Genomic DNA, 19,936 nt, shown 5'->3' with positions numbered 1-19,936 from the left:
CATACGACTTGGGAAGATGCAGGAATCTTCGTTCTCAAATCATCTGGCCAAGTGGAGCTAGCGCAAATGATCGCGGCGTGACTGAAGCTGCTCAAACGCGTGGCCGCCGTTGGACGGCTGCAAGGGAAAGAGGAGGGCGGGGCAAGGCAGTTCGGCGGGTCGAAAGACGGTAGCGGACAGTTCCAAACCCCGCCAGAAACGCCTCCTCGCGATCATCAACACGGCAAAAGGTGCATTGACTGCCGGATCGGAAACGATCTCCTGCATTGACGAAATATCCCGATAGCTAGGCAGTGCCGCAACGGTGGGATGCGAATGCCACTCGCCCAAGTAATTGAAACGGGCATAGTCATGTCCTGTGCGCTGATAGAAGTCGGCCAGAAACTGGCGATGCTGCTCGGGATCTCGCTCAAACGTCATTTGAGTACCTCCATGACGCTGTACCGACGCATCCATCAGATTAAACGTGCCGTCACCCAAGTACTCCGCCACGAGTACGCCACCAATTTCGCGCCTGCCGGCAAGTTTGAGCTCCCGACTCAATTGCTCGCAAAGGGCTTCAGGTACAAAGATCTTCACTGCTGCTCACGGGCCTTTTCGATCATGCTGCCCAAGAACTCCAACTGCTCGCCCATCTCCTGCGCCGTCAGTTCGGGGCTGGCAACGGGCAACGGCGCGGGAGGAAGCAAGATCGGATGCGTCTCAAAGGGTTGATCGAACAAGTCGCAAGGCGCCAAGCCAATGACGTAGATGGCGTGGGGGAAATCCGAGGAATGACGTATCAGCGTGTCGATGGCCAGCCGGGCAGCACTGGCTGCAATGCTGGAGACATCAGCATCATCGGCAATCAACGGAACACCGTCTTCGGAGCGCTCGTAGGGGTAGCCTTGGGACTGCGGCGCGCTTACGCGCTGGCTGAACCAGCTTTCGATAGCCCGTCGCATGAGTGCGATCGAGGGCTCAACGCCGGGACGATGGCGAGCCACGATGCCGCCAACGCCGCCTGCGAAAACCTCGACCCATACCAAGGGAATTCTCGCCGTCCGGGTGAATTCGGACATGATGTTGCCAACCGCCGGATTGGCGGTGGCATCAATGATCAGATCCGCTTCCGCGATGTAGCCGAGGATATTCTCTGCGGCACTGGGCGAATCCTGTCCTGCCAACTGCTGGAAGCGTGTGCGTACTTTTACGTCAGGGTGAATCCGGCGAATGCGATTGGATAGGGCCTGAGCCTTATGCTGGCCCACATCCCGCCAATCCAGTTCGTGCCGAACCAGGTTATCTGCGGCCAGAATGTCGTCGTCGATCAGCACGAAATTGGAAACACCCGCCCGGGCAAGCATGGCGGCGATCTTGCTGCCCACTGAGCCGCATCCCAGAATCGCTACGGTACGGTCGGCGAGTTGAGTATGAGCGGCACTTACGCGGGCGGCTTCCTTCGGGGGGAAAATGGGCTCCATGCTGTACACAGCGGCATCGAAGACGCTGTAAGCACGGACTTGGTCTCCATCGAGAAGCACGAACGTTCTGTCAGAAGCTTCCCATCCCAGCTTGCTAGCACTGGGCGAAAACTCTTCGTAGCTCTCAACACTAGGAAATAGCTCACCTGGAGCGAGTCTGCGCACATATGCAGCCACCTCCCAGGTTTCCGGGCCCAGTAGCGAAGGTACCTCAGGGTCAGACCATGCTTCGCCTTCCACTTGAAGGCTTGAAATGATCCGCACCAGATTGGTTTCGGGGATGTAGAGCAGCGACTTTCCGCGCGCGCCTTGGCCGGGAGCGAGTTCTGCGAACTTGCGCATCAAAGAGCGAGTGAACGGAATGCGTGAATACGTGGAGCGCAACCGCTGGCCCTCAGTGATCTGATGGGCTGATGCGACTTGTTGGTGCTGGTCTGGCAAGGGATTCTCGCCTTGGAGAAGACGATAGGCGCTCTCCACCATTTGCCAGCCCATGATCTCGGGCAACCAGTTGTCAGGTCGATACTCCAAGCACAGCTCGCCACCAGCGCCGTACTGGTGGCCCGACCACAACTGACCGCTGTTTCGCGGACGCACGGACGGCGGAGAGTGCGGAAACGTCGTCGGATACCGTAGTACCGCTTCAAATACCCGGTGTCCGATGTCCAGATCGACGTCCACAGCGATATGACCATCATCGAACCTGACACGCTGCAGCGTTATCCCCTCGGAACGCGCTACCAGACCGGCCAAACCCTCACGCTCGCGCTTGAATCGCGCAAGATCTTCAAGGAACCAAGGATTAAGCGAAGCCATTGCGTTTTGCGGGGCCACTGGGCTGGTCACGGAACGCGTACGGATCCGGGGCGGAGGTAGCCGGTTGCAGCAACCCTGCCGATGCCGCCGCCTTGGCCAGCTTGGCGGTCTTGTCATCCTTGGCGGCGAGTTCTTCCAATGCCACCGGATAAGTCAGCCCTTGCCGTTTGCGAGCGCTGCCGAAGATCGCGCGGGCAGCTGCGCTAGCCTTGTCATAGGCCACTTGGCCCAACGCGGTTTCCGATCCACCGCAGCGCCCCTGCTCGGTTTCGGCAGCCAAGGTCCCGCGGCTCACCGAGCACCGGATTAACGCGCCCTTGAGGCCCAATCGAGTCGCAGTCATGGGGCCGTACTCGAAGCCAATCTGGATCCCCAAGCTGGACGCATCGGTCCCATCGGCTTTGAGCTTGGCCAACGCCAGATCGAAACTGCTGCGCATGCCACCGGCACACAGCACCATCGTACTGACGCTGGACTCGGCATCGGTGTTCTGGGCCGTGCCCTCGGCCATGAGGCCATGCACGCAATCCCCGATAAACCGCACCTTTCGACCCTTGAAGTCCTCATGCAGTACGGCGTCAAGCTCGCTGCGCACAACGTGCAATGCGCGGACAACGTGCTTGGCTTTGGTGTCGTCGTCGATGCGCTCACCGACGTAGCGGGTAAACCCATCGATATCGGCGTAAACAGCGATGGCATCCTGGCGGCGGGAGTTCTTCACCGACAGCGATTCCATATCCAGATCCGAGAAGGGCGGGGTATGCGCACTAAACTCGAACTTGCCGATCGGATTGGCCTCCAGATCCTTCTGCCATTCCTTCACCACGCCATCCACGGTGCTCGTCAAAGCCGCCTTCTCTTGGCTGGTAGCCACCTCCGCTGCCGTTAGGGCAGTCGCATTCTCATCCTTCACGCTGGCCAAGCCGATGGACAGGCGGGCGCTATTGGTCAGATAAATCCCGGTGGCCGAGCCGCCTCCAGAGCGCTTGGCCGCCTGGTTTGCCGGCTGGCCGAGGAAGAGGGGTTCGCGATGGCCGCGACGGCCATTATTCACGGCTAACGCCTTGCCCGTATCGATGCCGACGCGGACCTGAGCTGCCGGGTGGTCGGCATCTTCGCCCGTCTGGGCCAACGCGTCGATCAACAACTGGCCAATGGCGATGGCCCGATGCACGCGTTGGGCCTCATCGCCATACGGCTTGGCCACCACCGAGTGCAGTCGCTGGTTGTGGAAGTCGATCAACATGACCCCTTCGTTGTCGAGAATACGACTTGCCGCGCGATAGTGCAGGTTCAAGAAGCGCAGCACCCGGCGATGGCACATCTCCCCTTCAACCTGAGTCGTCTGCAGCATGTCCTTCAAATTGACGATATCCGCGTACACGTGGACACCGTCCACGCGATAAGCCACGTTTTTCGGGAGCCCGGTCAGGTCCGTGTCACGGACGTAATCCTTGATCTGGATGTCCTTCAACGGCACATCGTCGAGCTTCTTCTGGATGCGCTTGTCGGCACGAGATTCATTCCAAGCCCGTGCGCTCATGCCTCACCTCCCCGGCAGAAGGGGGGAGAGGACGGCCGATCAAAGTGAACTTGACGCATCATGTGGGTGCTCCCGGTAGCCATGCTGGAAGCAACGGTGCTACAGGGGCGTCGCCAATCTTGCGACGAAAAAGGCGTGGAAGCGCTCCCCGCCCAGCCACCCCGAAAGGCCGGTGCTAGGAACCGGTATTGGGCCAGCCATCCCGTTGTTCAAGTGCGCTGAAGCACATATTTTTCGTGACTTGCTCGGTTCTTCGCCGAGATTGGCGAGAAAACGTTTTCAGCATGCCTCAGTGCGGCTCCCGAGCCGGAAGCGGTCCACTCAGCGCCGTTTTCCTGCAGGCAGGTGAACACGCGACCTGGCCTATTCCATCACTGCAGCATGTGGCGACTACTAGACGCCGGGACGTGGCCCAGTATCCAAAAAGTGGTCGCGCAATTCATTACACGCCGGCGCGAGCATGGCTTGCTTGTCGCGGCTGTCCTTATCGAAGCGATACGTGATGGTGGTGACGCCAGCAAGATCGCTGGGGAGCTTTACCTTATTGTTGCGGGGCTCAAGCAAGATGGCTCTTTGTCGGCCAAGCCGCCCCATGAACAAGCCCAACTCGAAGATCACGTTGTCACGTGGCGCTGGCCAGTCCTTCTCACGGTACTCGATGACATCATCGGCATGAGCAATTGCGACCGCAAAGTCGGCCTTGTTTACTTCATCCTCTAGCGTCTGGAGCGTATAGCAGGCGGCCTTGAAGGCGCCTTCCTGCCACGGAATCACCTCGAACTCTTCATCGTGGGAAAGTGCGTTGTGCACGACTCGGGCGATCGGCATGGACTCCTTGGAACTGATCAGGAATACACGCATCTTGGCGTGGGCAGGGCGTACGTGATCATTGCGCTGTTTGAGCTTCTGGCCCATGAGGACCGCTATGTACTTGAATACCTCAGGGTGAACAGTTGCGACCTTGGACAGATCTTCCTCCGACAAGGAGGCCACCAGCGCATCCGTGACCGCAATGACATCAGCGGAACGCCGCATGGTGGGATCCACCGCAGCCATTTCACCCAGCACGTCATTGATTGTGCGCTCAGCGATCTTGGTTCCCTTCACCACGATCTTGAACGTCCCGTCCAGAACCAGGTACAGATCGTTGTCGGCCGCATTCTCTTCGATCAGTCGTTCGCCGGCTTCCAACTGCCTCAGCTGGACATGCTCCACCAGCATCTCGGCCAGGACGGAGTTACCCCCTGCAATCTTCTGCTGACCCAATGCGTTCACCAGCAGGCGGCGACCCGCCTCACCCTTAAAGCGATCAATCATGCGCATGCGTGCATCCTTCCCCTTTGATGTTGCGTGCCGCCCCCCCCCCCCCGCGAGGCCGGACCTTGGGCGATTATCAGGGAACTCAGCCTGAGAAGCGCATGCGTTGCGCTAAGCAAGGGGATCCAGCAATCGCGCTGCGGGATTTTCGGGAGCCGTGCCTGCTTGGAAGTAGCCCATCACACTGGCCACGGCGCGATGCTCGGTCATGGCCATCAAGGCGGGTAGGGCGATGCCCCGGCGGGCGCCTTCGGTAACAAACCCCGAGCGCAAGCTGTGCCCGCCAAAGTCACCTTCCAATCCCGCTAGTTCGGCGCGCCGCTGGATGATCGCCGCCACGGCCTTAGGACTGAGGCCTGGCCCCACCCGCTTGCCCCAGAGGCGACGAAAGATCGGCCCCTCGGTTAACGCTGCGGCCTGTAGCCAAGCCGTCAGCGCTTGAGCCGCTGCGCCCAGTACCGGCTTGTCGGGGCTGGATCCAGCGGTGGGACCGGCCTGCTGGGTCTTGCTGTGCCCTAGCCAGTACACGTATCCCCCTTCGGGGAGTGTGCGTAGGTCAGCTAGGTCAGCGGCGGCGATCTCGCTGCGCCGGCGCCCGCCGGAGGCAAACCCGAAGCAGAGCAGGGCGCGATCGCGCAGGCCTTCCAGTGAGTCATCGCAGGTGGCCAACAGCGCTTCCAGTTCGGGGCGGGCCAGCGCGGTCTTTTTGCGGGCTCGTACACCCTGTTTGACCGCCGCCCGTCGGCTGCGCGCCAGCAGGTGGCGCACCGCCGGCGCCTCGGCTGGATTGGGCATCACCTGGTGCAACCTGTGCGCCGTGGACAGCACCGCCACCCGATGGATGACCGTCGCCAGCGACCAGGGACCCTGGCGTTGCTTCAGGCCGCTGTCTACCAGCAGCGCATCCAAATCCGCTGGCAGCTCCCACGCCTGGCCCGTGCGGGTGCGACGGGGCAGGTGGTCGACGATGAACTGGATCATCGCTGCTTCGGGCACTGGCAGTGCCAACGGCTGGCCGTAGCGACCCTGAAACCAGCCGGCCCAGTAGCGCAGGGCGCTTGCATAGCTGCGGGTGGTGTTGGCCGAAGCCGCCGCGGCCAGGATCTCGCGCACGGCGTGGGCTGCCTGATCGGCCAAGCGATCCGGTTGAAGCTGGCCGCTCAGTCGGACCAACGGCGCGATATCGTTGTTTTTCATATGTACTATGTATGTAACACTATGAATTTGTTATTATACCACCGGTAAATATAACTTATCGGATGTATAGAGCGCCCAGCCCGTTTTTCGCAGCAGGAGACCTTCGATGGCCCGCGGCATCACTGAAACCGACGTCCATACCGCCGCCGATGAACTCGTTGCCGCCGGCGAACGGCCCACCGTGGATCGCATTCGTACGCACTTGGGTACCGGCTCGCCGAACACCGTCACGCGTTGGCTGGAGACATGGTGGCGTGGGCTGGCGACGCGCCTGGAGACGCATAGCGCGAAACTGGCGCTGCCAGACGTGCCTGAGGTCGTGAGGACGGCTATGGGCCACGTGTGGGAGGTGGCACTGGAGGCGGGCCGCGGCCAAGCGGAAGCAAGCTTGGCCCCCGAACGCCAGCAGCTCACCGAGGCCAGAGCTACGCTTGCGTCGCAGCTGACCGCCGCCGGAGATCAGGTCCGACAGGCCAACGCGGCGGAGCAGCAGGCCACCGCCACCGCACAGGCCGCCGAAGCTGCCTTGGCGATCAGTACGCAGCGTGCGGGCGAGCTGGCCACGCAAGTCAGCCATCTTCAGCGTCAGTGCGAGGACCTCAACCAGCGCCATGGCGTCCAGGAAACGCAGCTACAGGCTGCGCTGACACGCCTGGACCAGGAACGTGCCGCGGCGGCGGCCGAACGCGAGGACCAGCAGACCCATTTGCGCCAGACCGAGGATCGTGCCTACGCCGAGATTGATCGGTTAAGGCAGGAACTCAAGGTCGCGAAAGCCCAGCTGAGCACGCAGGCCCGCGAGCATGCGAGCGCGTTACGCGCCGCCGAACAGGCTCAGCGGGCGGCGGAGAAGGCGCAACACCTTGCAGAGCGCGAGAGCGCGGCGGCTAACGCTCGCCTACAAGCGATTGCACCGACACCATTACCGAAAGCACGTACCCCAAGGAAGACGGCAACGACGGGACAGCGCCGTGCGGTCGCCTCCTGAGGACGGCCACTCAGACCGGCGCGGTGCGCCGGTGGGGCGGGGTCAGCGCGATGCGGACCTCGCAATCGCGGCAGACCAAGTGTGACTCGGTCTTCAGCTGCTCTTCGTCAGCCTGGACGAGCTCTCCCTCCCAACTGTACTCGCGCACCTGCGAGATATGGACATTGACGCGGTAGCCACTGTCTCCGCCACACCGCGGGCACGCGTGGCCAATGCGCTCCGGCGCAAGCGGCGGATCGAAGCCGACCAAACGCCGGCATTCAGCCAAGGCTTTAGGGCCTATGTCATCCACCTGTCCCGACACGACCGCGTCCCGAATCTGCTCGACAGTCCTAGGTTGCGTACCCGCAACAGATTAGCTGTGCGTGTACTCAGAAAGACGGTGTCGTCGCGATCCATTAGGTGGCCTCATTACGATCAGTATCCATTACAGCCGAATCGTCTGAGCGTGCTTCTTGAAGACCCAGCCTTTCCGCGGGACGCTGTGCTTGGGGCAATGAAATGACGCTGCATGATATGGAGATTGGCCCTCCCCGATGCCCGGCATGTAATGGTCCTGCGGACACCACAGGATAAGGGTGGACGGCTCGCTTCGCGAGAGAAAACTCCGTCGTAAAGGGCAGAATGTCATTGAAACTAATGATGGAACTGAAGTTGGGGAGATAAAGCCCGCCCTTCAGAGGAGGGCGGGCCTGCAACAGTTTTGGCTAAGAGGCATATCGCTAGCCAAGGATCACTTCGGATGTTGATCTCCGAAATACTTCACCGGCGACCACTCCGGGAGCGTGGGGGGCAGCACGGGGGAGAGATCGGCGTAGGCTTGCGCACCGAACACCACCCGACCGTCAACGACGGTAAGCACAGACGAGATGGTCTTGATTTGGTCGTCGGAAACGGTGAAGTAGTCCTTGTCGAGCAAGGCGAAATCGGCGAGATGGCCGGGCGCGATCTTGCCCATCTCGTTTTCCTGCTGGACGAACCAGGCTGGGCCGACCGTGAACAGGGCTAGCGCTTCGGCGCGCGTGAGGCGGTTGTCGTCGGCCAGGATCTGCGAGCCCGACACCGACTTGCCGGTGGTCATCCAGCTGATGCCGATCCATGGGTTGAACGTGGATGCGCGAAAGGCATCCGTCGTCATGGCCAGCGGTACGCCACTGTCCACCAGTTCCCGTAGCCGCGGCGTGTACCAGGCTTTCTCCATGCCGTAGGTCTTGATGAAGCCGTCACCGTGGGAAGCCATCTTCGTATCTAGGGCGATGCCCCCACCCAGCTTCTTGACGCGGGCGATGTTCTCCGGCGAGATCGTTTCGGCGTGCTCGATGCTCCAGCGCAAGCCATCCAGCGGCGTCTTGCGATTGACGCTTTCTACGGCATCGAGGAACGGCGAGATGTTTTCGTCGTAGCTGACGTGCATGCGGAACGGGATGCCGTGCTGTACCAGCTTGGCGATGTCCTCTTCCATCTTTCCGCGCATCAGGACCGGATCGATGATGTACGCCGGCCGGTCGAAGTTCTCATGGTCGTGCACTTCCATCCTGAGCAGCTCGCCGGCACCCTCATACTCGTGGCCGTGCGCCATCGTGGGATGCAGGTTCTGCCCCGCGCTGATGGGCGCCTTCCGGGTGACCGCGTTGATCTGCGCATCCACCAGGCTGGCACTGCTTTCGTCGCCGAACTGGAGATCGATGAAGGGAAAGCGGACGTTGAGCCGGTTTTCCTTGATCAGGGCCTGCACGGGCGCGTGCCCTGCCGGATAGCCGACCAGCGGCGCCGCATCGACGATCGAGGTGACGCCGAAGCGATTGACGTCGTGGATGGCGTTGGTGATGGAGCTCACCTGTTCCTCGAAAGAGGGCTGGGGCACCATCGACTCAAGCGAAATGAAAGTAAAGGTATAGCCATGGACGACACCGGTGTAATTGCCCTGGGCGTCCTTCTCAAATTCGGTGCCCGGTAGGGCGGGAAATTTCTTCGTGCCCACGCCGAACGCGGTCATAGCCAGTTCGTTCATGAAAGCGCGGTTATATGCGTATTGCACGATCAGCGGCCGGTTGGGCACCGCTTTGCGCAACTCGTCCAAAGTGGGGAAGCGGTTTTCCTTAAACTGGTATGGTGACCAGCCGCCGATGACTTTAACCCAGTGACCCTCCGGTGTGCGTTTCGCCTGCTCGCTGAGCATCGCCAAGGCGCGCTTGAGCGTCGGTACGCCATCCCACCTGACCACGAGGTTGTAGCCGCGCTCGTTCAGAATGTGGGTATGGGCATCGTTGATACCGGGAATCAGACGCTTCTGTCCGGCGTCGATGAGTTGGGTCTGGTCGCCCTTCAGGCTGAGAATGTCTGCGTCACGCCCCACGGAATAGATGCGGCCAGCCTTGACCGCCACGGCGGACGCTTCTGGCTGCGTCTTGCTGCCGGTATGAATGCGTGCGTTGTAGACGATCAGGTCGGCACCCACACTCACTTCCGCAGCGCGGGTGCTCGCACAACAGGACAGCGCCAGTAACAGCATCAGGGTGGCTAGGGATTGCACGTCGAAGTGTCTCCTTGGAGTGGGGTACAGGGTTACCATCGTGGATAAGCGAAGGTGGTCCGCCAACAGAACGAATAGGCATGTTCTGCGCTTCCGGCGTTGCTTGATAAGCGCGGCAGCCGGATTGCACTCGTCCATGGATGGACTAATAGGTCGCCAGACACCCCGTCGTGACTGCGGGCGAATCGACGTGGGCGTCAGGCTCCGGCCGGGGAGCAGGGGTACCGCGTCTTATGTCGATGCCCGCTCTGTCTGCGACCGGATTGCTTATCCGCTGAAAATCGCCATATGAGGCGCTTGCTCGAAACACTCGATCAGCAACTCGGTGAGCACACGGACCTTGCGGGAGGGATACGCCCCGGGCGGACGGATCACGTAAATGCCTGCCGTCGGCAAGGGGTAGCGTGTCATCAGCGGTACCAGTGCACCGGAGGCCACGTGCTCCTGCGTCAGACCGTCCGGTAGCCACGCGATGCCGAGACCGGCCAGGGCGGCGTTGACCAGCGCGACGGCGTTGTCAGCCTTGAAGCGTCCTTGGGGACGTACGGAAACGATCCGGTCGCCGTCCATGAACTGCCATGTCTCCGTGCCCTGCATGAGTGCGGGATGGTCGAGGATTTCATCCGGGTGTTCGGGAGCGCCGTGGACATGGATGTAAGCCGGGCTGGCAACCAGCTTCCCGTAGATCGGTCCGACGCGGCGGGCAATGAGGTTGGAGTCCGAGAGATATCCAGCGCGGATCGCGCAATCGAAGCCTTCGCCGATGAGATCGACGAAGCGGTCGCTATAGACGGTGTGCAGGTGGAGGTGCGGATGGCGTCGCGCCATCTCCGTGAACACCGGAGCGAAATGGGCTGGGCCGAAAGACAGCGGTGCGGCCACACGCAGGCGACCACGCAGATCGCTCTCAGGTAGCATCGTCTCGCGGAACGACTCAATTTCGGCACAGGCGCGCGCGGCGTGCTCGCGGAACGCGATGCCGGCTTCGGTCAGCGCCGCGCCGCGCGTGGTACGCGCCAGCAACTGGATCCCGAGCTCCGATTCCAGCCGCGCCAGCCGACGGCTGACGATCGACTTGGCCACGCCCAAGCGCCGTGCGGTGGCCGACAAGCCACCGGCATCGGCCAGTTCCACGAACGTCATCAAATCATCGATATCCATGTTGCGTTCCCCGTTGGGCAACGCAGCCTGCCACAGAATCGTCCGCCCGGTCGTTCCGTTCCGAGCGACACAGCTATCCAGAGAACAGTGCTACCCCTTGCTGTTCGAGGATGACAAGGTGCGTCGTCGCGAGCGGGGCGACGCCGTGTTCTGCTCGGGAGACCAGACAGTTGATGAGGCGATGTATCGGAGAAGCCACCCTTGCGGCGGTCGCGTCGTTTCGCGGCCGCCGTCGTCAGGATCAGAAAGGACATGCCGTCCTGCACGTGGCCCGGTTCAGAATGTTCATGATGGTGGCCGTGGGCTTGTTCGGCTGCGTCGGACAGTGCACCGCCATGGCGTACGACGCGGCGCCGCCGCTGCCGGACAGGCCGAAGATCAATGCGGATCGCTGGCGGGAAGACTGGTCTTCACTCGCCCATCCCGAGAGCCGGACGCATGCGCTGGACAGATTGAAATACATCGCGCTCTCCGACAGCGATCCTGACCGCTATGTGTCATTTGGATTGACGGTGCGCGAGATTTTCGAGTCCAGCGACGCGCCGGCGCTGGGGACCATGCAGTCCAATCCCCGTGACAGCTACGGACTGCAGCGGGCGCAGCTCCACGTCGATGCGCGGTTCGCCGAACACTGGCAGCTATTTACGCAGGTCGAGGATGTAAGAGCCTTCGACAAGAAGGCGGTCGGCAGTACTGACGCCAACCGGTTCGATCTGAGGCTCGCGTTTCTGGCTTACTCGCGCGCGTGGGACAAGGGTGTTTTCAGCGCGAGGGTGGGGAGGCAGGATTTCGTGTTCGATATCGAGCGCTTCATGTCCTCGCGGGACGGGCCCAACGTGCGCCAATCGTTCGACGCCGTCTGGGCGGGATGGGAAACCGAGACATGGCGTCTCTACGCCCTCGTCAGCCAGCCCGTGGTGTACAGGAACCGCCATACCTTAGACGATACCTCGAACAGCGACATGCGCTTGTCGGGCGTGCGGCTGGAACTGCAACCCTCGGACGACATCCAACTGAGCGGCTATTACGCGCTGTATCAGCGCAGGCATGCCAGCTACCTGGACGCGTCGGGAGAAGAGGATCGGCATGTGGTCGATGTGCGTTCCGCCGGGAGCCATGCGGGCTTCGACTGGGATGTCGAGGCCATGGGGCAGTTCGGCCAGGTGGGATCTACCGAGATCCGGGCGTGGGCGTTCGGTGCCCGTACGGGATACACGGCGACCGACATCGCATGGTCGCCGAGGATCGGCCTGCAGTTCGATATCGCCTCCGGCGAGCGGCGTCCCGGCGACGGACGCATGGAAACCTTCTATCCGCTGTTCCCGAACGGATTCTATTTTTCGCTCGGCGGGCACACCGGCTATACCAACCTGATCCATCTCAAGCCTTCGTTGTCGTTCAAGCCTGTCGCCCAGGCGACGCTGACGGCAGGGCTGGCCGCGCTGTGGCGGCAGACCACGCACGATGCGGTCTACACGCTGCCGAGCATTCCCGTGCCGGGTACGGCGGGGCGCGGCACGTCGTGGACCGGTACCTATGCGCAACTGCGCGCGGACTACCGCTTCACGCCTGCGCTGTCGGCATCGGTTGAGCTGGTGCGCTACGCCGTCGGCGCCAGCCTGCGCGCCGCCGGCGCGCACAACAGCGACTACGTTCGCTTGGAAACCAAGTTTTCGTGGTAACGGCGCAACCGGCATACCCGGAGACCGGGGACGTCCTATGCTCGATCTGAATGATGTGGCGATCTTCGTGGAAGTCGTGCGGCACGGCAGCTTCGCCGCGGCAGCGCGGCAGCTCGGTGTTCCGGCAAATACGCTGAGCCGTCGCGTGCAGCAGCTAGAAGACCGCATCGGCACGCGGTTGATGCATCGCTCCACGCGGCAGCTCTCGCTGACTGATGCGGGCACCTCGTTCTACGAGCGCTGCGTGGGCCAGGTGGACAGTCTGCGGGATGCGGGCCGCGAGGCGATGGTGGGCAGCGCGCAGGCCGCCGGCCTGGTGCGGGTCGCCGCGCCCGCGGACTTCTTCGACTACTTCAGGATGACGTGGGTCGCGGAGTTCCTGGAGCAGCACCCGCACGTGCGCCTGGACTTCGTGCTCAGCGACGAGAAGGCCGAACTGATCTCGGAGCGGATCGACGTCGCCTTCCGCGGCGGGCTTCTTGAAGACTCGTGCTACGTCGGGCGTCAACTGGTCGCTCCCAGCAAGAACCGGCTGGTGGCCAGCCCGCGCTATCTGGAGACCTTCGGGGTGCCCGCCCATCTGGATGCGTTGGCGTGCCACCACGCGGTGAGTTTTCCGCAAGCCGACGGTTACGTCAGCTGGCGCCTGTCGTGCGACACCGGTCAGGTTGCGCATGTACGCCTGCCGATCCGGGTAAGCGGCAATGCGATCGAGACCGTGAGGAACGCCGCGGTGGAAGGCGTCGGCATTGCCCTGTTGCCGCAGCCGGTGGCGCAGACGGACCTGCAGTCCGGCGCCCTGGTGCCGGTGCTGGCGCAGTACTGGAACCTGGGCGCCGGGTTGAACGTGCTGTACCCCAGCCGGAAACACCTGCCGCTGGCGGTGTCGCGGTTCATCGATCTGGTCGCGCTACGCATGGCGCAATCGCCGCCGTGCAGGCTGCCGGCGGCCAGCGAACGGATGGCGTCAGCCGGCTGACCTGAAACGCCCTTCGTCGCGCAGCGCGATGCCCAGCCGGCGGATCTCGGCTTCGCCCCGCGCCAGCCCTTCCTTGCTGGTGTGGACGGAGTAGTTGCCCAGCCACAGGTCGTGCGGATGGCGCACGGCCGAACCGATGACGAACGCAACGTCGTCGTCTGCCGTGATCTCGATGGGCTGGTCCGAGTCGGCAAAGATCACCAGTTCACCCGCGCCGACGCGTTCGCCTGCACCTAACGAGCCGGACGCCACCGCCAGCCAGGCCACTTGCTGCCCAGCGTTCGGCGTATATGTCCACCGCTGTCCGGCATGCAGCTTGACCCCGAGATACGTCATGTCCGCCGGTGCCGGGATGCCACTGAGCGCACCGTCATGGCTGCCCAGCAGTACGCGCGCGGGGCCTTGCTGTGGCACTTGGCAAGGATCGAGGTAGATGCTCCCCGGTGACGCGTTCTCCTCGGCGGGCGGCAGGGCGACCCATAACTGAAAGCCCAGCTTGGGGTCGTCACCTACAGGAGTGCCGGTATGCCAGACGCCGTTGCCTGCGCGCATCCATTCGACACCGCCTTCGGGCAGGATGCCGCTCTTGCCGGTCGAGTCCGAATAGGCGACTTCGCCCTGGAGCAGGAAAGTCACGGTGGCGATGCCCGAATGTGGGTGCCATCCGAAGCGGGGGAACGAGGTCTGATCACGCGTGTCGAACAGATCCAGGAAGACAAATGGCTTGATCAGCTGACCAAGATCTGAGGGACTAACAAGTCGGGTTATCGGACCGTGGCTGCTTCCGTGGGTACGAAAAACAATTTTTCTCGGTCGAGAGTCTGTCGCCGGTCCCGGATATGAAGTGCTTGCGATCGCGTCTGATACATCCACGGGAAGTACTCTTCTGCAGTGCGCAGACTCCACGATAGGCCAGAAGCCTAGCCGCACCTAGGACGTTCCGTGGAGTTCAGTCATCCAGCTATGCAAGCAATACGGGAAATGCGCGATGCCTGCTTCTGGCCGATGGCGGACAACTTTCGGTCGGCGTTCCTGGGCAAAACTATTTCGGACTCCAGTCAAACTCCATGCTCATCCATTCGCGCCATCAGTCATAGCCAGGAGCACCGAGCACAGCATCCTTTGTCCGTCCTTGTAAACGGCGAGGCGGTAGCTCAAAGCACGCCCGATTGGCTCCCGACCCCCGCGCCCCGAATGCTCACACTGCTTCTGCAATCTGCTCGCGCAGCCACCTGTGCGCTGGGTCGCGATGTACCCGTTCGGGCCAGACCATGACCATCTCGAAACCGGGCACTTCCAGCGGTGGCTCGACCACGCGCAGGGAGGTATTGCCTTCTATCAATCGAGACGGAACTAGCGCTACCAGATCGCTACGCTCCAGTATGGTAATGAGGAAGAGGAAGTGAGGCACAGACATGACCACGCGTCTGGCCATTCCCAGTTCTGAGAGCGCCACGTCGGTGACGCCTTGGAAGCCGCCGCCATCCGGCGACGCAATGACATGATCTAGCTTGCAGAACTGTGCCAGCGTCGGACGCCGCTTGAGTTGTGGATGATCGATGCGGCCAGCTAGCACATACCTTTCGGTAAACAGGGACCGACTACGTAGGCCTTGCGGGGCTTCGGCAGCGGTCATGAGGGAGAGATCGATCTCTCCTTGGTCCGCCTTTATCGCCACCTGTGCTGGTGCACTCTGCACGAGTGCCAGACGCGAGCTTGGTGCGGCATCGCGAAGCCTGCCTAGAGCAGGCAACAAAACGGTGAACTCGCCGTAGTCAAAGGCAGCTATTCGCCACGTCGGCGTGGCTAGCCTGGGGTCGAAAGGGGCTGAGGGAAGGATCGCCTCTGTCAGCAGCGCTAATGCGTGCCGCAGTGGCTCCCGAAGTTCGTTGGCTCGGGCGGTTGGTCGCATCCCGCGCGGTCCAGGAAGCAATAGCGGATCGTCAAAGTATTCCCGTAAACGCGCCAGCTGCACACTGACGGCGGGTTGAGATAGATGCAGGCGTCGCGCAGCTCGTGTCACGTTCAGCTCAACAAGCAGCGCGTCCAGCGTAGTGAGCAGATTGAGATCCAAGCGGTGCACGGAATTAATCATGCAAATACCTACCATCACGAAGATTCATTTTAACTATACCGAGAATTGCCTCATTCTTGGGTCGATCGGTTCTTTCCTGAGCTCAGGGGACCTCCCGACATTCAAGAGGATTACTGTGTCTTTGCTATCTATCCAGCCCGCCAATCTGTGGGATTCCTCACCTTATCTGTTTAGCCAGGTTGTCCGAGCAGACGAGCCCACGCGCTTGGCGTTCATTTCAGGGCAGGTCGCCCTGTCTGCGGATGGATCATTGGTGGGTGAGGGCGATGTTGACGCTCAGCTCAAGCAGATCTTCAGCAACTTGCGAGCGGCACTTGCCGGTGTTGGTGGCACGCTGAATGACATTGCGAGCGTGACGCTCTATGTCAAAGACGTCTCATATCACAAGAACTACATGAACTTGCAGCGCGAAGAATTCGCGGGCTGGCGGCCTGCGGAGACGTTGGTTCAAGTTCCCTCACTGGCACTACCCGAGCTGCTCGTAGAAATTCAGGCCACTGCGGTTCTCTGATTGCGGTTGGCCATGCAAGAAGGGCCAAGCATCACAAACGACCATATATAGGAACTCCCAGCTTGGGTGATGCTCCCACAGCCGTCATGTCATCGAACTCTAGGCGCAGGGCTTTGGGCAGAGCAACGCATCTCTTCGCCGCCTTGTTGGATGAGCAATGCCCCGGTGTCATTCGGTTGAATCTTTCTTTCAAGACTGTCACGAACTGATGAGCAAGACTGTCCTTATTATTTCTGCCCAACCAGAGCCCACGTCACTGACCCAGAGCCTGGCGAAGGTGTCTCGCAAGTCTCTCGAGGCATCGGGATACAAAGTTCTGGAATCTGATCTCTACGCAATGCGTTGGAAAGCTGTATTCGATGCCGCGGACTTTCCTTATCGGGAAGACTCTCATCGCCTTTCCTTCGGTGCGGAATCGGCACATGCTTACGCGACTGGTCAGCAGACGTTGGATGTTACGAAAGAGCAGGAGAAGGTGCTCGCCGCCGACGCCGTGATCTTTCATTTTCCTTTGTGGTGGTACGGCATGCCCGCCATCATGAAAGGTTGGATTGACCGCGTGTGGGCAGCGGGTCTTGCCCACCAGTACAAGAACGCGGGTAACACATATCGTTACGGCGAGGGCGCCTTCAAAGGCAAGCGCGCCATACTTGCTGTGTCTGCAGGTGGCCCGGAAACCGACTATGGACCGAGGGGCATCAATGGTCCTATTGAGCAGCTACTCTTTCCTGTGACTCATGGATCGCTGCACTTCCCTGGCTTCGATGTGCTTCCTACCTTCGCCGTGTATGGTGCTGGTCGCATGGAGGCTTCCGAAGTGGCACATGCCGAAGCGCGATGGGAGTCTTGTTTGAAAGGCTTGTTCTCGGACGCGCCCATTCCATTTCGCGCTCAGAACGGTGGGGACTACACGGAGCTGTTTGAGCTTAAACCTAGCGTCGCAGCCGGCCAAACCGGCCTTATGGCTCACATTGCTTCCATTGAGGTCGCGACGAGGCCCCCGGAATCGGCGTAAAGCACTCGCAATTCTCACCCCTCTCCCCGACGGAGGAGCGGAGTCCATTCAATGAGTAAGCTGAGCCACTTCGTTGGCCAAACTCTATGTCCGCTCCTGGCCGGATGCGGACATCTAGTGCTACGCGCAGGTACTCCAAGGCTGCAGTCTCTGGTCTATGTCTTCTAAACAAGCCACCTAAGATGGTGGCGATGCATTGGCATGCCGTCCAGCAGAGCTGCTAGACGGGCCCATGCGGTTCATTGGAAGCAGGTCCTGCAAGCCAGACGCGGAGCGTCATGTTCAGTGCGCCCGCAGCATCCCGAATTTCTAGTTCGCGATCAGTACCGACTCCGCGCAGGAAGCTCACGATATCCGGGCTCCACATGATGGCTGTGGTCTGATCTCCGAACACTAAGTCTTCTGGCTCGCGCATGCGCGACAGGATAGCCTGCGCGCGCCCGTCCATCACGATTGAGATCGGCTCTTCTGCCCAGAACCGAACACCGCTTTGCTCGCTTTCCGCCGCAGCAAAGCGTTACGGCACCGTTCCACATTACCTTTGTTCGCTCAGCGCGGCGCCAGCGTCTGCCGGAAGAAGCCGACCGCGTCGGCATTGATCTGTGCATGCAGCGCGCCGCGATCGATGCTGGGCGGGTCGATGCACAACACACGCAGCGCTTCGCTCATGCCGGGATTGCACGGCGCCAGGAACACGTAATGACCGGCGCCCACGATGCCGCGGAAGGTATGCAGCCGCGGCAGCGCATCGCGCACCGGCAACACGTTGTACGCCGGCAGCAGTACGCGGTCGGCCATCGCGCCGTACAGGAACACCGGTGCGTCGACGCGCTTCAACGCCGCGTCGTCGAAGAAGATCGCGAACGGCGCCATCACGAAGCCCGCGCGCAGGCGCGAATCGGCGGTGCCGCGCGACACCGGCAGGCGTTCGATCACGGCGGGTACTTCCACGCAGACCTCGGCATCGGCCGGTTGCGCGGCGCAGTACGCGTCGCGTCGCGCGAAATCCGGCGGCGCGCCGAGCAACAGCAGGCTGGTATAGCCGCCGGCGGAGAAGCCGGCCACGCCGACGCGGTCGGCATCGATGCGCGGACCGAACTGCGGATCGGCCAGCAGCAGGTCGAGCAGCGCGGACACCTGCCAGGCGCGGCCGCGCAGGACGCGCTCGGTGCCGAAGCCGCTCTGGTCGCGATGGCTGTCGCCGGCGTGTTCGATCGCCGCGACGATGAAGCCTGCATCGGCCAGCGCGGTCGCCAGGTCGTGGTGGCCCAGCGCGCTGCCGCCGTGGCCGTGCGAGATCAGCACCAGCGGATGCCGGCCTTCGGCAATCGGCAGGCCGGGCGTGGCGGCGACGCGGTAGGGCCCGAGGTCGGTGGCGCCGGCGGGACCGGTGGCCGGGTAGAACACTGTCGCCGGCATCGTGGTGCCGGTGGTGGCTTCGTGCACGTCGCGGAAAGCGATGCCGTTGGCGGCCAGGGCAGGAGCACTGGCGACGGCGATAAACGACAGCAGGAGGGAGGTCAGCAGCTTCATCGGCAACTCCAACGGGGGTCGGTTTTGCGATGCGGGAACGGGGCGGAGCGTTTAAACGCGCCCACGACCGAAGCAACTTGGTTGCCCAGCTTCACCTGCCCCCGATGGCCCGAAGGCATCACCATGACAGCTGCCGACCCAAAGCAGACATGACGACGCCTGCATGTCAGCGCTTGGTGCCGCTCCGCGTGAATTCATTAAGGCTGAGGTCCACAAAGCTGCGAACCTTGGGGTCCATGTAACGCGTCGAGGCGTACACGGCGTGCACAGGAGCTGGGACTTCTGCCCATCCGCGAAGTACGCATGACATTCGTCCTTCCGCCACGTAAGGCTCAGCCACAAAGCGAGGCAGTTGAGCGATTCCGATGCCAGCCAGGACCAGGTTCATTGCGGCGATCGTGCTGTTTACTGAGCAGCGCGGGGATGCGGTGACCTTCTCGGTGGTGCCGCCCTTCACTAGAGTCCAGCTGGACCGCCCACGCGTGGTCTTCATGATCAGATCGTGGTGGCGCAGATCACTGACCGAAGACAACGCCGGAGCACCTTTCAAATAGCTGGGTGATGCATACAGCCCGTAGTCGACTTCGCCTAGCTTGCGCGCCGACAGCCCTGAGTCTTCAAGGGCGCCGACCCGGATAGCCACATCAAAGCCCTCATGGATGATGTCGACCAGGCGATTCGTGTACTCAGCCTCGACGGTCACCTTGGGCGCTTGCCGTAGGTACTCCGCGATCCACCTGTCTACCACCAAGGTTCCGAATTCGGAGCCTGCAGTGAGTTTGAGAAGACCTTTCGGTTCTCTGGACTGTTGGGCTACCGCCGCCTCGGCAGCTTCAGCGGCAGTCAGGATGCTGATCGCGCGCTCGAAGTAATCGCGCCCCACCTCGGTGACATTGAGCCTGCGTGTAGAGCGAGTAAGAAGCTGCGCACCCAACTTCTCTTCCATCCGGCTAACGATCCTGCTCACTCGAGCCTTATCGGTACCTAGCCGCTCTGCTGCCATCGTGAACGAACCATCGGTCACGACCGCTGCAAAGACCCTCATTTCCGGCAAATCGATTGATGTGTTCATGGACAACAGTATTTGCCTGCCAACTGTATTT

Annotated in this window: 17 protein-coding genes; 5 read left to right on the top strand and 12 right to left on the bottom strand. The window is 61.6% G+C overall.

Annotation, left to right across the window (positions count from 1 at the left end):
* Positions 1–57: 57 nt before the first annotated feature.
* The 5 genes from IB225_RS00165 to IB225_RS00145 all read right to left on the bottom strand — a co-directional run bounded on the left by IB225_RS00165 (position 58) and on the right by IB225_RS00145 (position 6,336).
* A complete protein-coding gene (locus IB225_RS00165) occupies positions 58–579 on the bottom strand; it encodes a Mov34/MPN/PAD-1 family protein (RefSeq protein WP_192308570.1) in 522 nt (173 codons plus the stop codon).
* Complete coding sequence (locus IB225_RS00160; protein WP_192308568.1) at positions 576–2,279, bottom strand: ThiF family adenylyltransferase; 1,704 nt, start codon at positions 2,277–2,279, stop codon at positions 576–578. Before IB225_RS00160 ends, IB225_RS00165 begins: the two co-directional genes overlap by 4 nt.
* Complete coding sequence (locus IB225_RS00155; protein ID WP_192308566.1) at positions 2,266–3,822, bottom strand: adenylate/guanylate cyclase domain-containing protein; 1,557 nt, start codon at positions 3,820–3,822, stop codon at positions 2,266–2,268. The genes IB225_RS00160 and IB225_RS00155 overlap by 14 nt, the downstream gene beginning before the upstream one ends.
* A gap of 393 nt (positions 3,823–4,215) precedes the next feature.
* The gene (locus tag IB225_RS00150) at positions 4,216–5,145 is read right to left on the bottom strand and encodes a TIR domain-containing protein (protein WP_225583133.1); all 930 of its coding nucleotides are present in this window, start codon (positions 5,143–5,145) and stop codon (positions 4,216–4,218) included.
* A gap of 105 nt (positions 5,146–5,250) precedes the next feature.
* Positions 5,251–6,336, bottom strand: coding sequence for a site-specific integrase (locus tag IB225_RS00145; RefSeq protein WP_192308564.1), 1,086 nt, complete (start codon positions 6,334–6,336; stop codon positions 5,251–5,253).
* A gap of 106 nt (positions 6,337–6,442) precedes the next feature.
* On the opposite strand from IB225_RS00145, the gene IB225_RS00140 reads away from it, so the two are divergent.
* A complete protein-coding gene (locus tag IB225_RS00140; protein ID WP_192308563.1) occupies positions 6,443–7,324 on the top strand; it encodes a DNA-binding protein in 882 nt (293 codons plus the stop codon).
* A 10-nt stretch (positions 7,325–7,334) separates the two neighbouring features.
* Here IB225_RS00140 and IB225_RS00135 read toward each other — a convergent pair whose 3' ends face one another.
* From IB225_RS00135 to IB225_RS00125, 3 genes are all read right to left on the bottom strand, one after another.
* Positions 7,335–7,628 carry a hypothetical protein gene (locus IB225_RS00135; protein ID WP_192308561.1) on the bottom strand — a complete coding sequence of 98 codons (294 nt, stop codon included), beginning with the start codon at positions 7,626–7,628 and terminating at the stop codon, positions 7,335–7,337.
* 429 nt (positions 7,629–8,057) lie between these two features.
* Complete coding sequence (locus IB225_RS00130; RefSeq protein WP_345776551.1) at positions 8,058–9,857, bottom strand: amidohydrolase; 1,800 nt, start codon at positions 9,855–9,857, stop codon at positions 8,058–8,060.
* Between the two features lie 267 nt (positions 9,858–10,124).
* The gene (locus IB225_RS00125; protein WP_192308559.1) at positions 10,125–11,018 is read right to left on the bottom strand and encodes a LysR family transcriptional regulator; all 894 of its coding nucleotides are present in this window, start codon (positions 11,016–11,018) and stop codon (positions 10,125–10,127) included.
* Positions 11,019–11,191: 173 nt separating this feature from the next.
* Here IB225_RS00125 and IB225_RS00120 point away from each other — a divergent pair, with 173 nt between their 5' ends.
* Together IB225_RS00120 and IB225_RS00115 are read left to right on the top strand one after the other, a co-directional pair.
* A complete protein-coding gene (locus IB225_RS00120) occupies positions 11,192–12,700 on the top strand; it encodes an alginate export family protein (RefSeq protein ID WP_225583132.1) in 1,509 nt (502 codons plus the stop codon).
* 37 nt (positions 12,701–12,737) lie between these two features.
* Positions 12,738–13,679: a LysR family transcriptional regulator gene (locus IB225_RS00115; RefSeq protein ID WP_192308557.1), complete on the top strand. Its 942-nt coding sequence runs from the start codon at positions 12,738–12,740 to the stop codon at positions 13,677–13,679.
* Here the strand turns inward: IB225_RS00115 and IB225_RS00110 are convergent.
* Positions 13,668–14,552, bottom strand: coding sequence for a pirin family protein (locus IB225_RS00110; protein ID WP_345776550.1), 885 nt, complete (start codon positions 14,550–14,552; stop codon positions 13,668–13,670). The two genes, IB225_RS00115 and IB225_RS00110, sit on opposite strands and share 12 nt — an antisense overlap.
* Positions 14,553–14,877: 325 nt before the next feature.
* Entirely contained in the window at positions 14,878–15,774 is an 897-nt protein-coding gene (locus IB225_RS00105; protein ID WP_192308555.1) for a LysR family transcriptional regulator, read from the bottom strand.
* On the opposite strand from IB225_RS00105, the gene IB225_RS00100 reads away from it, so the two are divergent.
* Together IB225_RS00100 and IB225_RS00095 are read left to right on the top strand one after the other, a co-directional pair.
* Positions 15,773–16,285, top strand: coding sequence for a RidA family protein (locus IB225_RS00100; RefSeq protein WP_192308553.1), 513 nt, complete (start codon positions 15,773–15,775; stop codon positions 16,283–16,285). The two genes, IB225_RS00105 and IB225_RS00100, sit on opposite strands and share 2 nt — an antisense overlap.
* A gap of 208 nt (positions 16,286–16,493) precedes the next feature.
* A complete protein-coding gene (locus IB225_RS00095; protein WP_192308551.1) occupies positions 16,494–17,300 on the top strand; it encodes an NAD(P)H-dependent oxidoreductase in 807 nt (268 codons plus the stop codon).
* 549 nt (positions 17,301–17,849) lie between these two features.
* Here the strand turns inward: IB225_RS00095 and IB225_RS00090 are convergent.
* Positions 17,850–18,833 (bottom strand): hypothetical protein, encoded by a 984-nt coding sequence (locus IB225_RS00090; protein ID WP_192308549.1) that lies wholly within the window; start codon positions 18,831–18,833, stop codon positions 17,850–17,852.
* Positions 18,834–18,999: 166 nt separating this feature from the next.
* Positions 19,000–19,905 (bottom strand): LysR family transcriptional regulator, encoded by a 906-nt coding sequence (locus IB225_RS00085; protein WP_225583130.1) that lies wholly within the window; start codon positions 19,903–19,905, stop codon positions 19,000–19,002.
* Positions 19,906–19,936 lie beyond the last annotated feature (31 nt).

Source organism: Pseudoxanthomonas sp. PXM02, assembly GCF_014851805.1.
In the GTDB taxonomy this organism is placed as follows: Bacteria; Pseudomonadota; Gammaproteobacteria; order Xanthomonadales; family Xanthomonadaceae; genus Pseudoxanthomonas_A.
The sequence above is the reverse complement of the archived record's forward strand: the minus strand, read 5'-3'. Positions and strand labels throughout refer to the sequence as shown.